The 12,101-nt window shown below is 71.6% G+C and carries 15 protein-coding genes; 8 read left to right on the top strand and 7 right to left on the bottom strand.

Annotated features, from left to right (window positions below; all coding sequences use genetic code 11):
* Both DSZ44_RS18610 and DSZ44_RS16240 read right to left on the bottom strand, forming a co-directional pair.
* Window positions 1–270: transposase (locus DSZ44_RS18610; RefSeq protein ID WP_220035239.1), on the bottom strand; the 270-nt coding region annotated here is incomplete at its 3' end.
* A 613-nt stretch (window positions 271–883) separates the two neighbouring features.
* The gene (locus DSZ44_RS16240; protein ID WP_110853678.1) at window positions 884–1,177 is read right to left on the bottom strand and encodes a YrhK family protein; all 294 of its coding nucleotides are present in this window, start codon (window positions 1,175–1,177) and stop codon (window positions 884–886) included.
* 100 nt (window positions 1,178–1,277) lie between these two features.
* Between DSZ44_RS16240 and DSZ44_RS16235 the strand changes: the two genes are divergently transcribed.
* Window positions 1,278–2,945 (top strand): ABC-F family ATP-binding cassette domain-containing protein, encoded by a 1,668-nt coding sequence (locus tag DSZ44_RS16235; RefSeq protein WP_110853677.1) that lies wholly within the window; start codon window positions 1,278–1,280, stop codon window positions 2,943–2,945.
* A gap of 64 nt (window positions 2,946–3,009) precedes the next feature.
* Window positions 3,010–3,447, top strand: coding sequence for a VOC family protein (locus DSZ44_RS16230; RefSeq protein WP_110853676.1), 438 nt, complete (start codon window positions 3,010–3,012; stop codon window positions 3,445–3,447).
* Window positions 3,448–3,461: 14 nt separating this feature from the next.
* On the opposite strand, the gene DSZ44_RS16225 is transcribed toward DSZ44_RS16230, so the two are convergent.
* The 3 genes from DSZ44_RS16225 to DSZ44_RS16215 form a co-directional block, all read right to left on the bottom strand.
* Entirely contained in the window at window positions 3,462–3,965 is a 504-nt protein-coding gene (locus DSZ44_RS16225; protein WP_258369635.1) for an SRPBCC family protein, read from the bottom strand.
* On the bottom strand, window positions 3,962–4,342 hold the full coding sequence (locus DSZ44_RS16220) for an ArsR/SmtB family transcription factor (RefSeq protein ID WP_110853675.1): 381 nt from the start codon (window positions 4,340–4,342) through the stop codon (window positions 3,962–3,964). Before DSZ44_RS16220 ends, DSZ44_RS16225 begins: the two co-directional genes overlap by 4 nt.
* A gap of 73 nt (window positions 4,343–4,415) precedes the next feature.
* The gene (locus DSZ44_RS16215) at window positions 4,416–5,123 is read right to left on the bottom strand and encodes an MBL fold metallo-hydrolase (protein ID WP_110853674.1); all 708 of its coding nucleotides are present in this window, start codon (window positions 5,121–5,123) and stop codon (window positions 4,416–4,418) included.
* Window positions 5,124–5,198: 75 nt separating this feature from the next.
* Here DSZ44_RS16215 and DSZ44_RS16210 point away from each other — a divergent pair, with 75 nt between their 5' ends.
* Window positions 5,199–5,732, top strand: coding sequence for a TetR/AcrR family transcriptional regulator (locus DSZ44_RS16210; RefSeq protein ID WP_110853673.1), 534 nt, complete (start codon window positions 5,199–5,201; stop codon window positions 5,730–5,732).
* Window positions 5,733–5,768: 36 nt separating this feature from the next.
* Here DSZ44_RS16210 and yidD read toward each other — a convergent pair whose 3' ends face one another.
* On the bottom strand, window positions 5,769–6,053 hold the full coding sequence (yidD, locus tag DSZ44_RS16205) for a membrane protein insertion efficiency factor YidD (protein ID WP_110853672.1): 285 nt from the start codon (window positions 6,051–6,053) through the stop codon (window positions 5,769–5,771).
* Window positions 6,054–6,155: 102 nt separating this feature from the next.
* Here yidD and DSZ44_RS16200 point away from each other — a divergent pair, with 102 nt between their 5' ends.
* The 5 genes from DSZ44_RS16200 to DSZ44_RS16180 all read left to right on the top strand — a co-directional run bounded on the left by DSZ44_RS16200 (window position 6,156) and on the right by DSZ44_RS16180 (window position 10,198).
* Window positions 6,156–6,659 (top strand): hypothetical protein, encoded by a 504-nt coding sequence (locus tag DSZ44_RS16200; RefSeq protein WP_110853671.1) that lies wholly within the window; start codon window positions 6,156–6,158, stop codon window positions 6,657–6,659.
* A 1-nt stretch (window position 6,660) separates the two neighbouring features.
* Window positions 6,661–7,509: an HTTM domain-containing protein gene (locus DSZ44_RS16195; RefSeq protein WP_110853670.1), complete on the top strand. Its 849-nt coding sequence runs from the start codon at window positions 6,661–6,663 to the stop codon at window positions 7,507–7,509.
* Window positions 7,510–7,591: 82 nt separating this feature from the next.
* Window positions 7,592–8,458, top strand: a complete 867-nt coding sequence (locus DSZ44_RS16190; RefSeq protein ID WP_110853669.1) for an AraC family transcriptional regulator — start codon at window positions 7,592–7,594, stop codon at window positions 8,456–8,458.
* A 171-nt stretch (window positions 8,459–8,629) separates the two neighbouring features.
* Window positions 8,630–9,289, top strand: a complete 660-nt coding sequence (locus tag DSZ44_RS16185; protein ID WP_110853668.1) for a hypothetical protein — start codon at window positions 8,630–8,632, stop codon at window positions 9,287–9,289.
* Between the two features lie 90 nt (window positions 9,290–9,379).
* Window positions 9,380–10,198 (top strand): SDR family oxidoreductase, encoded by an 819-nt coding sequence (locus DSZ44_RS16180; protein ID WP_110853667.1) that lies wholly within the window; start codon window positions 9,380–9,382, stop codon window positions 10,196–10,198.
* Here the strand turns inward: DSZ44_RS16180 and DSZ44_RS16175 are convergent.
* Window positions 10,195–12,006, bottom strand: a complete 1,812-nt coding sequence (locus DSZ44_RS16175; RefSeq protein WP_220035238.1) for a S9 family peptidase — start codon at window positions 12,004–12,006, stop codon at window positions 10,195–10,197. The genes DSZ44_RS16180 and DSZ44_RS16175 overlap by 4 nt on opposite strands.
* Between the last annotated feature and the right edge of the window lie 95 nt (window positions 12,007–12,101).

Genomic DNA, 12,101 nt, shown 5'->3' with positions numbered 1-12,101 from the left:
CGACAGGTAGGCGGCCGCGCGGCGCAGGACCTCGTTCTCCTGCTCAAGCAGCCGGATCCGCTTGCGCACTTCACGCAGCTCGGCGTTCTCGGCCGTGGTCGTGCCGGGCCTCGCGCCGTCCTCGACATCGGCCTTCGCGAGCCAGTTCGTCAGGCACGACTCGCTGATGCCGAAGTCAGCAGCGATCCGTTTCAGATGGACGCCCGGCTCGCGGTTCCTCGCGACACGCACGACGTCGTCGCGGAACTCCCGGGGGTATGGCTTGGGCACAGTGCACATCCTTCCAGTGGCACCCCTCGGCACCACAGATCAGATGTCACCTATCCGTGCAGCAGTCCCATCTCAGTTATGTGAGAACTGAGGCGCCGCTCCTGGCGCCGATCTTCCGGTCGGGCGGTCAGGCACGCCTGCTCTCGACTCTGTTGCTCACCGGTGACGAGCTAAGCATCGTCGATCCGGGCCGAACATAACAGCCTGACGTACCCGACCGCGAAGTCGCGCGGCTGCTGGACGCCGGCATGCTGAGCGAGCGACAGGTGGGCCGCACAGCGACCGAGAAGACCGAGCAGGTCGCCCGGACGCTCTACGAAGCGGCTGTCGCTCGGGTCACGCCGTGACCCAGCGGTCCGCAAACAGTCCGCAAGAAGTCCCGCCGGGACCGATCCTCGCCGACGACGCCCAACGCTCCCGTAGGTGCGTCACCGCAGGTCAGACCGTTTTTTCAACACCAACCAACGATGGTCGAGAACGGCCGAAAACCCCGGTTTTCGTTCCGCTTCAACGTCTGACGCGTCAGCCACGGCACAACGTGTGGGGTTCGGGTCCGCTGCGGACCCGAACCCCACACGTTGTCTCGGGGCCGGGGCCGGGCCAGGTGGGGCGCTCAGTACTCGTCGCCCTGGGCGGCGTGGTGGCGGCTGCCGATGCGCTCGAGGTGGGTCCGGCGAGCGAGCCGGATGGCCGGTCGCAGGAGGAAGTCGATGCTGCCGAGTAGGAACATGACGCGAGCCATGGTCTGCAGCGACTCGAAGAAGAACATGATGCTGCCCGCGACGAAGAAGACGGCGATGAGGACGTCGTTGGCGATCGACATCGTCTCGTAGCGGTTGTTGATCGTGAGGTACTCGTGGGGGCCGATCGGCAGCCGCAGGGGAGGGTCGTCGCTCGTGTCGGTCATGTAGCCACGCTATGGCGCTCGTCCGAGCGTGCAACGCCAGGCGCGCATCGCGGCGGAGCACGTGGGCGGTCGAGTGCCTCCCCGATGCGAGGATTGGCCGATGACCGCGACCCTCGTGACCCAGGGCTTGGCCGGCGGGTACGGCCATCGCACCCTGTTCGACTCGCTCGATCTGACCGTCGCCCCCGGGGACGTCCTCGGGGTGGTCGGTGCCAACGGCGCCGGGAAGTCCACGCTGCTCAGGCTGCTCGCCGGCAGGGACGCACCTCAGGCGGGCGCCGTCACGCTCTCGCCGCCGGATGCCTTTGTCGGCTGGTTGCCCCAGGAGCACGAGCGCGTCGTCGGTGAGACCGTCGCCGAGTACGTCGCCCGCCGCACGGGGTGCGCCGAGGCGACCAGGGCCATGGATGCCGCGGCGGCGGCACTCGGTGACCCGTCACTCCTCGCTGGCAGCGGGGTCGACCCGGCCGATGCGTACTCCTCGGCGCTGGACCGCTGGCTGGCCAGCGGTGCCGCCGACCTCGAGGAGCGCCTCCCGGTCGTGCTCGCCGAGCTCGGCCTGGACCTCGGCGGGGCTCGCCCCGAGCAGGCACTGATGACCTCACTGTCCGGAGGACAGGCCGCCCGTGTCGGGCTGGCGGCGCTGCTCCTGTCCCGGTTCGACATCGTGCTGCTGGACGAGCCGACGAACGACCTCGACCTCGACGGTCTCGAACGGCTCGAAGCCGTCGTCCGTGGACTTCGGGGCGGCGTCGTCGTCATCAGTCACGACCGCGAGTTCCTCGCGCGTTGCGTCACGCGGGTGCTGGAGCTCGATCTGGCCCAGGGCACGAACCGCGTGTTCGGTGGCGGCTACGACGCCTACCTGGAGGAGCGCGAGGTCGCCCGTCGTCACCAGCGCGAGAAGTACGACGAGTTCGCCGAGAAGAAGGCCGACCTCGTCTCGCGGGCCAGGAACCAGCGGGAGTGGTCGAGCCAGGGAGTGCGCAACGCGATGAGGAAGGCGCCGGACAACGACAAGATCAGGCGCAAGGCCTCGAGCGAGTCGAGCGAGAAGCAGGCGCAGAAGGTCCGCCAGATGGAGAGCCGCATCGCTCGGCTCGAGGAGGTCGAGGAACCTCGCAAGGAGTGGCAGCTGCAGCTCACCATCGGATCGGCGCCGCGCTCCGGGTCGGTTGTCTCGACGCTCAGCTCGGCGGTGTTCCGGCAGGGTTCCTTCGCTCTGGGCCCGGTGTCGTTGCAGGTGAACGCGGGGGAGCGGATCGGGATCACCGGACCGAACGGCGCCGGCAAGTCGACACTGCTACGCGCGCTGCTCGGCCACCAGCTGCCGGACGAGGGGACGGCGAGCCTGGGAGCCAGCGTCCACATCGGCGAGATCGACCAGGCGCGTGCCCTGCTGGCCGGGTCCCACCCCCTCGCGACGGCCTTCGAGGCGCTCGTCCCGGACATGGCGTCCGGGGAGGTGCGGACGCTGCTGGCGAAGTTCGGGCTCAAGGCGGACCACGTCAACCGCCCCGTCGACGAGCTGTCACCGGGGGAGCGCACGCGGGCGGGGCTGGCGCTGCTGCAGGCGCGCGGCGTCAACCTCCTCGTGCTCGACGAGCCGACGAACCATCTCGACCTGCCCGCCATCGAGCAGCTCGAGCAGGCCCTCGAGTCCTACGACGGAACCCTCGTGCTGGTGACCCACGACCGGCGGATGCTCGCCACGGTGCGGACCGACCGGCGCTGGCACGTCGAGGCCGGCCAGGTCTCCGAGCTGTAGGGACTGCTGCCGAGATCCGGCAACGCCCTTGTCCGCAGACCCGCTCCTCGTTAGCGTGCCGCGCATGGCCATCAGGCTCGACAACGTCGGCATCGCCGTGCGTAACCTCGACGCCGCGATCGCGTTCTTCACCGACCTCGGCCTCACCGTGCTCGGCCGCGACACGGTCAGTGGCGAGTGGACGGAGACCGCCGTCGGGCTCGACGGCAACCACGCGCACATCGCGATGCTCCAGACGCCCGACGGCCAGGCGCGGCTCGAGCTCTTCGAGTACCTCCACCCGGAGGCCATCGAGACCGAGCCCACCCGGCCCAACGAGATCGGCATGCACCGCGTCGCCTTCGCGGTCGACGACCTCGACGAGGCCCTGGAGGTGGCGGCGCGGCACGGCTGCCACCCGCTCCGAGGAGTGGCGACCTACGAGGACCTCTACCGGCTCACCTACGTGCGTGGTCCGAGCGGCATCATCGTCATGCTCGCCGAGGAGCTGAAGCGCGGCTGACGGTCAGTGGCCCGTCAGCGCTCGAGCGCCTCGTAGTAGTCGCTCATGGCCGGGTAGTAGTCGTCCCAGTCGACGTCCGCGGCGTCCTTCCCCGCCAGGGTCCGCGCGAGGCGCTCGACGTAGTACTCCCACCCCGGCCCCACGCTGCCGAGCGGGTCGTCACCGAGCGCCTGGGCGAACACGAGGGTCGTCACCTCGCCGTCCTGGCTCAGCTCGAAGCGCAGGTGCCAGGTCCCCTCCCCGACGCTCGTGTCCGCGGCGAAGCGGTGGGGCGCGTCGCACTCGGTGATCGTCAGCTCCTCCGGCTCGACATCGTCGCCCTCGGCCGTCATGAAGAAGGTGACCGTCCCCGTCGCGGGGTCCCCCTCCCACCGTCCGATCCACCGCTCGAGGCGGTCCGGCTCGGTCATCGCCGCCCACACGTCCTCGACGGTGGCGCGGAACTGACGCTCGATCTGGACCTCGCGCCCGCGAGCGCCTGTGCCGAGCCGTCCGCGCGGTTCTGGTGTCATCGTCATGATGAGCTCCTCTGGGATGGATGGACTGACTCCGCCGCGCGGTTCTCGCGTACCGTCCTGCGGACCTCGAGGTCGAGGGCCGCCAACCGTCCCTCGGGGACCGGAGGCGCGAGAGTCGGCTCGTCGACCGCCTCGAGCCGGTCCAGCAGCTCCCGGACGGGCGAGAGCCCGGCCTGGCGCAGCGTGTAGATGCGACGGCGTCCGTCCTGGCGCACCTCCAGCAGTCCCGCCTGACGGAGCACCTTGAGATGCCGGCTGATCGCGGGGCGGGAGGCCGCCTCGGTCGCGGCCAGGTCGCCTGCCGAGAGCGCACCGTCGGCCAGCTGGACGAGCAGGCGGCGTCGCGTCTCGTCGGCCAACGCCTCGAACACGGTCACCCATGAAGCGTAACCCAGCGGTTACGTATACGCCATGGGCGGTGGACTGCCGCGTGTGGCGATCTGCCAGGGCTCAGGCGGTGCGGACAGCAGCCGCTGCGCTCGCCGGCGCGCCCCGCCACGGCGCCCCGTGTCCCGGCAGCACCCACGAGGCAGTGACGTCCGCGAGCCGGTCGAGGGAGGCCATCGCCTGCTCCGGCTCGTCGGTGAAGGGCGCCGGCTGGGCGCCCTCGCGGCCCGTGAGGACGTGGCGGGTGGTGAGCGCGTCGCCGACGAAGACGGCGTCGGCAGCGGGGACGTGGACGGCGATGCTGCCGGGGGAGTGCCCGGGCAGCCCGATGACGACCGGACTCCCCGGCAGGTCGAGCACGTCGCCGTCGGCCACCTCGACGACCTCGCCCACGCGCCGGGTGCGGAGCGCGTTCTTGCGCAGCCCGTAGGCCAGGAAGCCGAGCATCGGACCGAGCCGGAACGGCCCCATCGGGGTCTTCGGCTTCTCGCCGGTGCGCGCCCGGTGGGCGTCGGCGGCGTGGACGAGGACAGGCGCGCCGGTCTCCACGCGGAGACGCTCGGCGAAGCCGATGTGGTCGCTGTCGCCGTGCGTGAGCACGAGGCCGCGGACGTCCGAGAGCGGCCGGCCGATGGTCTCGAGCTCGCGCAGCAGGTCGTGCCAGTGGCCCGGCAGGCCGGCGTCGACGAGCGTGATCCCCTCGGGCAGGTCGACGAGGTAGGAGGCGACGACGTCGTTGCCGAGGCGGTGGAGGTGTGGCGCGATCTTCATGTCGGTCCTTCCGAGGCTAGTATGGCTACGGTAGTTAGCCATCATGGCTAACGTCAATAGCCAAGGAGTATTCCGATGCCCTCGCCCAACCGGACGACGAACGAGGAGGTCGTCGCCGCCGCGCAGGAGGTCCTCGAGGGCGCGGGGCCGGCGGGCCTGACGATGCAGGCGGTCGCGGCACGGGTGGGCGTGAGGGCGCCGTCGTTGTACAAGCGGTTCCACGACCGCGACGCTCTCCTCACCGCCGTCGTCACCGTCACCATCGACGAGCTGGGCACCCGTCTCGAGGAGGCGGCGCCCGACCTGCGGGGCCTGGCGACCACGTACCGCGCCTTCGCCCACGAGCGGCCCGAGGCCTTCCGCCTCATCTTCACGCCGTACGCCGAGGAGGGCGCGCTACGGCGCTCGTCCGCCCCGGTCATCCGCGCGGCCGCCGAGCTGGTCGGGGAGGAGGACGCGCTCGCCGCCGCCCGCCTGTTCACCGCCTGGGCCACCGGCTTTCTCCAGATGGAGCTCGCCGGGGCCTTCCGGCTCGGCGGGGACGTCGACGAGGCGTTCGCCTACGGTCTCAGCCGCCTCCGCGCCGGGCTCACCACCGAGCAGCCCTGAGGTGCCCGCCGGCGGGATGCCGCCGACGTCGGTCCCTCAGCGCCGGAAGCGGAAGGGGATGGGGATCCCGCCGCAGCAGCACACGCCCTGGACGTCCGTGGCCGCCAGCATGCTCGCCGCCTGGTAGCAGGCGACGAAGCGGGCGACGGTCGGCACGACGCTTCTGGCGACGCCACGGTTGACGACGACGTCGCGCACCGCGGCGGAGCAGGACTGTCCGCCGTGCGCGACCAGGTGGGCGCAGGTCCATCCCTTCCGCGGGGACAGGCGCTGCTGGTAGACACGGATGAGGGCGTCTGCGGCGCGCGTGGCTGGTCCCATCGCGTCACCGTAGCGGCGGCCTGGCGCCGTGGCGCGGCGAGCGCCGCGACCCGCACCGCGGGGTGGGTCTCGCCGCTGCTCGACGCCGTTACGCTGCCCGTCATGGAGCCGTCCCGAGAGCAGCGTCGCCAGGAGGACGAGCAGTCCGACCCCCGCCGGCTGTCCGCCGCGGGGGTGGCGGCGCGCATCGTCGGGACGGTCGCCGCCCTCGGCGTCCTCGCCTACGGGCAGGTCGCCGACACGAACGACCTCTTCCCGCTGGGCACGCTCTCGCAGTTCGCGACGGCGCGGGACCTCAACGGCACAATCCGCTCGACCTACCTGCTCGCCGACACCGCCACGGAGCAGGGCCGGCGGATCGCGATGAACGACCGGACGATCGGGGTGGCGCGCGCGGAGGTCGAGGGCCAGCTGCAGCGGATCCTCGACCACCCCGAGCTCATGCAGTCCCTCGTCGACGGCTACGCGGCGCTCAAGCCTGGGCGCGAGCCGATCGAGACGCTCTACCTCATGCGCTCGATCCAGCAGCTGGAGGACGGCTACGTCGCCGGCGAGCCCGAGGAGGTCGAGCTGCTGCGCTGGGACTCGACCGCGGAGACGGACTGAGGTGCGCGCCGTCGTCGGCTGGCTCACCCGGCCCGTGCCGCTCGCTCGGGTCGCCGCGTTCCGCGCGCTCGTCTACGCCTTCGTCATCTGGGACGTCCTGTTCAACTTCGACGACGTCATCCAGCACTCCTACGTCCACGAGCTCTACCAGCCCACCCTGCTGGCCCGGCTGATCCACCTCCCGCCGCTGAGCACGGCGGTGTCCTGGGCGCTGCTCGCCGCACTCCTGCTCTCCTGCGTGCTGGCGATCGCGGGCAGGGCGCAGCGACTCGCGGGCTGGGGCGCCGCCCTCACCTTCTGGGTGTGGGCGCTGAACTCGCAGGGCTTCTCCTACGTCCAGCACGACCACATGGCGCTCATGATCGCCACCCTCGTCCTGCCGACGGTCGGGGTGGCGCACTACCGCGACCACCGGCTCTCCCAGGCCGCCGGCTGGGCGATGCGCACCGTCCAGATCGCCACCGTCCTCACGTACTTCGGCTCGGTGTTCGCCAAGTGGTCGCGCGCGGGGAGCCTCGTCACCTGGGCGAACGGCTCGGTGCTCACCTGGGCGATCGTCCGCCGCGGCTCCCACTTCGTGGAGTGGACGCTGGCCTACCCGATGCTCCTGCGCGCCGCGCAGTGGGGCTCCCTGGTGCTGGAGATCCTCTCCCCGGTGGTCCTGTTCCTGCGGGGCCGGTGGCTGTACCTCGCCATCGGCTGCTTCCTCGCCTTCCACCTCGCCACCTTCGTGGCCATGGGCATCCACTTCCTGCCCACCGTGGTGTGCTGGTTCGCCTTCCTCCCGCTGGAGAAGGTCACCGAGCGGCTCGCGGCGCGCCGTGCGCGAGCGAGGAGTGTGGCGGCCTGACGGTCGCCGATCACATCCGGCCAGGATTGTCGGGTCCGGGCGCAGCACCGGCGCGCACGCTGGTGCGTGAAAGGAGGACCACGTGATCGGAACGCTCAACGCCCTGGTCGACTTCGTCGAGCAGAGCTACGACGAGACGCTCGACATGACCCGGTTCGCCCGCGAGCACGGCACCACGGAGTACCACCTGCGCCGGATGTTCTCGGCGCTTGCAGGGATGCCGCTTTCGGAGTACGTGCGCCGACGCCGGATGACCCTCGCGGCCGCGGACCTCGTGCGCGGTGAGCCGCACCTGCTCGACCTCGCGGTGCGCCACGGCTACGGGTCGGTCGAGGCGTTCGGGCGCGCGTTCCGGGCGGTGCACGGGACGAGCCCGGCCGAGGTGCGCCGACACGGCGGTCCGCTCAGCACACAACCCATGCTCAGGTTCCGCCTGAGCGTCGAAGGGAGCGTCCCCATGGACGTCACTGTCACCGACCGTCCCTCGTTCACCCTCGCCGGGCATGCCGCCCAGGTGCCGCTCATCCATCACGGCGTCAATCCGCACATCCAGGAGCACATCGCCTCCATCGCGCCCGAGGAGCACCGCCGGCTCACGTCGCTGAGCGACACCGAGCCCGCCGGCATCCTCGCCGTCACGGCGGGACTCGAGCCGGACGCCCCGGAGGGGGCGATGCTCACCTACCTGCACGCCGTGGCGCTGCGTGCCGGCTCGGAGGTTCCCGCCGACCTCGACGCCATGCCGGTGGAGGCCGGCACGTGGGCGGTGTTCCACTCGAGCGGGCCGTTCCCGGACGCCCTTCAGCAGACCTATGCGGCGACGGCGACGGAGTGGTTCCCCTCCAACCCGTGGCGGCTGCGCCCCGGCCCCTCGATCCTGCGGTACCTCGAGCTCACCGACACCCACGCCACCTGCGAGATCTGGATGCCGGTCGAGCCGGCGGCCTGATCCCCGGGCTTAGGTGTGGAGTATTCGACCTCAGCGGTCCAATACTCCACACCTAAGACGTGTCCAGATCGCGATGGTGACCGAGTGACTGGCCGGCTGCCGCGCAATCCCGGTCCACGGGTGACGGGCAGTCCCTATGCTGCCGTCATCCGCCTCAGGAAGGGGCACCACGTGCGCTACGTCGTCTCGTTCCTCCTCGTGACCTCCGGCGTGCTCGCGGTGCTCGCCGACTGGCAGCGGTGGCACCCGGCGTGCGTGGGCGGCTTCGACTCCGACACCTGCGTCGAACGGCAGAGCGACTGGTACGACTACGCGCCACCGGGCGAGTCGTGGATCCCCATCGGCACCTCCGCGCCGCTCATGGCGACGAGCTACGTGCTCATGGCGCTCGCCGTGCTCGGGCTGTTCCGCACCGCACGCGCCGGCTGGTGGACGTGGGTGGTGGGAGCAGTGTTCGCCCTGTCCTTCGGCCTGGTCGCGGCCGAGATCTTCGCGTCGGCGTCCACGGGCTCCGCGGTGAGCCTCCCGGCGACGGTCGTGACCTGGCCAGTTCTCGCGGGCCTGTGGCCGTGTGCCCTCCTCGTCCTCGGGGCGACGGGGCTCGACCGTCCGGGCCCGGCCTGGCCACTCGTCGTCGTCGCGGCCTGCCTGGCCCTGGCGTCGCCGCTCGCGCTGTACTTCACGGCGGCGATCGTCGCGAACTACATGTCCCACGACACCTCGCCGTGGACACAGGCGATCGGCGGCGTGCTCACCGTCGTCGCAGGCTTCGCCCTGCTCCGTGCCCGGCCGGTCGGCGCAGCGGAGCGCGAGCCTGCGCTCGTCCACTGACGACCGGCGGTGGCCGACCAATCCCCTGGCCCTGCCCGCGCCGCACGCTCTAGCGTGGCCCGGGTGACCAGGTCGGACGGTAGCGGCGTCATGGGCACGGGGCACTCGCTTCGCGGTCGAGTGGCCCTGGTGACAGGGGTGAGCCGGCGGCAGGGCATCGGCTTCGCCGTTGCGTCGCGGCTGGCCGCCGCCGGCGCGAGTCTCTTCCTCACCCATCACCGCCCGCACGACGAGAAGCAGCCGTGGGGTGCTGACGACCTCGACACCGTGCTCGAGGCGGTCCGTGATCGGTGCGTCGACGAGCGGCAGCTGGTCCGGGCGCTGCCCGTGGACCTCGCCGCACCGACCGCCGCCGACGAGACCATGAGGAGCGCCGTCGACGCCCTCGGGCACGTCGACATCCTCGTCTGCAACCACGCCCGTTCCGGCGACGACGGACCCCTGGGCACGCTCACCGCCGAGATGCTCGACGCGCACTGGGCGGTGAACACGCGCTCCAGCCTCTTGCTCGTCCAGGCGTTCGCCGCCCAGCACGACGGTCGTCCGGGCGGTCGGGTGGTGCTGATGACCTCGGGTCAGGGGCTCGGGCCGATGGTCGACGAGGTCGCCTACGCCGCGTCCAAGGCGGCCCTGGCCGGCATCACCCTGACGCTGGCGGAGCACCTCGCTGACGCAGGAATCACCGTCAACACGGTGAATCCCGGACCTGTCGACACGGGGTACATGACGCCCGAGCTGTCAGCGCGGTTGGCCCCGATGTTCCCCTTCGGCCGGATGGGGCGGCCCGACGACCCGGCGCGGCTCATCGCCTGGCTGGTGAGCGACGAGGGCGCCTGGATGACGGGCCAGGTGCTCAACAGCGAGGGCGGCTTCGCGCGGTGGCGTCCTGCCTCGCGGCCGGACGGCTAGCGACCCAGGTGCCGCCGGAGGAACTCGATCGCCGCCGGGTAGGCGTCCTGCCGGTTCTCCCGCTTCGCCAGGCCGTGCCCCTCGTCGTGGTAGACCCGCAGCTCGCACTCCACGCCCTTGCCCCTGAGGGCCTCGCGAATCTGCTCCGCCTCGCTCAGCGGCACGCGCGGGTCGTTGGCGCCGTGGATGACGAAGAGCGGCGCGACGATGTCGTCGAGGTAGGTGATCGGGGACGCGGACTCGAGGAAGTCGCGGTCCTCCGCGAGGCTGCCGTACTCCCGCTCCCGGTAGGCCACCCGGTAGGGCGAGGTGTTCTCGAGGAAGGTGACGAGCGAGCTCATCCCGACGATGTCGACGCCCGCCGCCCACCGCTCGGGCTGCATCGCCACTCCCGCCAGCACCATGTAGCCGCCGTAGGAGCCGCCCCACAGCGCGCTGCGCGCCGGGTCCAGCCCCTGCGAGGGGAGCCACTCGTGGATGGCGGCGAGGTCGGCCACCGAGTCGAGACGCAGGCGGACGTCGTCGAGGGAGTACCAGCGCTTGCCGTACGTCGTCGAGCCGCGCACGTTCGGGACGAGCACGGTGAGCCCGGCCGAGACGAGCGCCTGGACCACCGGGCTGAAGCTCTGCATCGACGCCGACTCCGGGCCGCCGTGGATGAGCAGCACCGACGTGTCCTCGAGCGCGGCGTCCCCGTCAGCGGGGGAGTAGCGGAACAGCGGCACCTCCTCGCCGTCGGGCGTCGGCACGCGGTGCACCGTGGGCGCGACGAGCTGCCCACGCAGGTCGCCGGGCACCTCGACCGCCGCGAGCGGAGCGGACGCGCCCGTCGCCACGTCCACCAGGTGGAGGCTCGAGGGGTCCGTGGGCGTGGACAGCGTGACGACGACGCGCCGCTCGTCCGCCGCCCACACGACGTCGGGCACTCCCTCCCCGGGCAGGTCGACGTCGCAGCGGAGAGCGCCGTCGCCGTCGTGCACGGCGAGGGTGACGACGCCGTCACGCACGGTCCCGACGACCATCGCGCGGCCGGACGGGGAGGCCCACAGGCGAAGGTCGTGCGCGTCGTCGGTGACGAGCCAGGTCCAGTCCCGGCCGTCGAGGGAGACCCGGGCGACCCCGGTGAACTCCCGGTCGTGGTTGGACTCGACGAGCAGCGCGTCGTCCCCGGGTGCCCACGCGACCTGGGAGTGGCGGGCGTGCTCGTCGGGGTCGGTGACGGCCCCGTCGCCGACGGCGAGGGGCCCGGACACGCGCACGAGCGTGGAGGCGGGCCGCAGGCTCAGCCCGGTCACGGCCACGGAGCCGTGGTCGTGGGAGACGGCGGCCGCGGCGACGTAGCCCCCGCCGTCGTGCACGACGGTCTCCGTCCCGGTCGCGAGGTCGCGGACGACGACGTCCATGTCGACGCCGTTGCGGCGGTTCGTGTGGAAGACGAGGGAGTCCGCGGTGACGTCCTGGAGCACGTGCATGTAGCGGCGGTCGTGGACCAGTGGCGTGAGGCCCTCCAGCGTCACCGGCTCGACCGGCGGCTGGGTGAGGTCGAGCAGCGAGAGCTGCATGAGCTCGTCGCCGTCGGTGTCGTGCTGGACGACGACGGCGCGGCGGCCCGGCACGTACCGGCCCGTGCATCGGCCTGGCAGCGCGGTGAGGGGCGTGCGTGTCCCGTCCGGGGCGATCTCGACGAGCTGGACGCTGCCGAGCTCGTCGTGCCCGGCGAGGACGCGGCCGGCGTCGTCGAGGTCGAAGGCGACCCACGTGCGCAGGTCGAGGAGGGAACGGACCACGGTCTCGATGTCGCTGCTCACGCCTCCGAACATATCTCCGGCACGCGGACTGTCGATTCGGTGACCCCTCGCGCGACATCATGGTGACGGCACCCACGCCGTCCCTGACGAGAGGA

This window comes from Georgenia satyanarayanai (assembly GCF_900116375.1).
GTDB lineage: Bacteria > Actinomycetota > Actinomycetes > Actinomycetales > Actinomycetaceae > Oceanitalea > Oceanitalea nanhaiensis.
The sequence above is the reverse complement of the archived record's forward strand: the minus strand, read 5'-3'. Positions and strand labels throughout refer to the sequence as shown.

What these genes read in the sequence shown, in the direction of transcription:
- DSZ44_RS16230 (WP_110853676.1), top strand. Translation starts at nt 3,010, where the DNA reads ATGGCCATCAGGCTCGACAACGTCGGCATCGCCGTGCGTAACCTCGAC.
- DSZ44_RS16215 (WP_110853674.1), bottom strand. Translation starts at nt 5,123, where the DNA reads ATGAAGATCGCGCCACACCTCCACCGCCTCGGCAACGACGTCGTCGCC.
- DSZ44_RS16200 (WP_110853671.1), top strand. Translation starts at nt 6,156, where the DNA reads ATGGAGCCGTCCCGAGAGCAGCGTCGCCAGGAGGACGAGCAGTCCGAC.
- DSZ44_RS16235 (WP_110853677.1), top strand. Translation starts at nt 1,278, where the DNA reads ATGACCGCGACCCTCGTGACCCAGGGCTTGGCCGGCGGGTACGGCCAT.
- DSZ44_RS16240 (WP_110853678.1), bottom strand. Translation starts at nt 1,177, where the DNA reads ATGACCGACACGAGCGACGACCCTCCCCTGCGGCTGCCGATCGGCCCC.
- DSZ44_RS16225 (WP_258369635.1), bottom strand. Translation starts at nt 3,965, where the DNA reads ATGACGATGACACCAGAACCGCGCGGACGGCTCGGCACAGGCGCTCGC.
- DSZ44_RS16180 (WP_110853667.1), top strand. Translation starts at nt 9,380, where the DNA reads ATGGGCACGGGGCACTCGCTTCGCGGTCGAGTGGCCCTGGTGACAGGG.
- DSZ44_RS16210 (WP_110853673.1), top strand. Translation starts at nt 5,199, where the DNA reads ATGCCCTCGCCCAACCGGACGACGAACGAGGAGGTCGTCGCCGCCGCG.
- yidD (WP_110853672.1), bottom strand. Translation starts at nt 6,053, where the DNA reads ATGGGACCAGCCACGCGCGCCGCAGACGCCCTCATCCGTGTCTACCAG.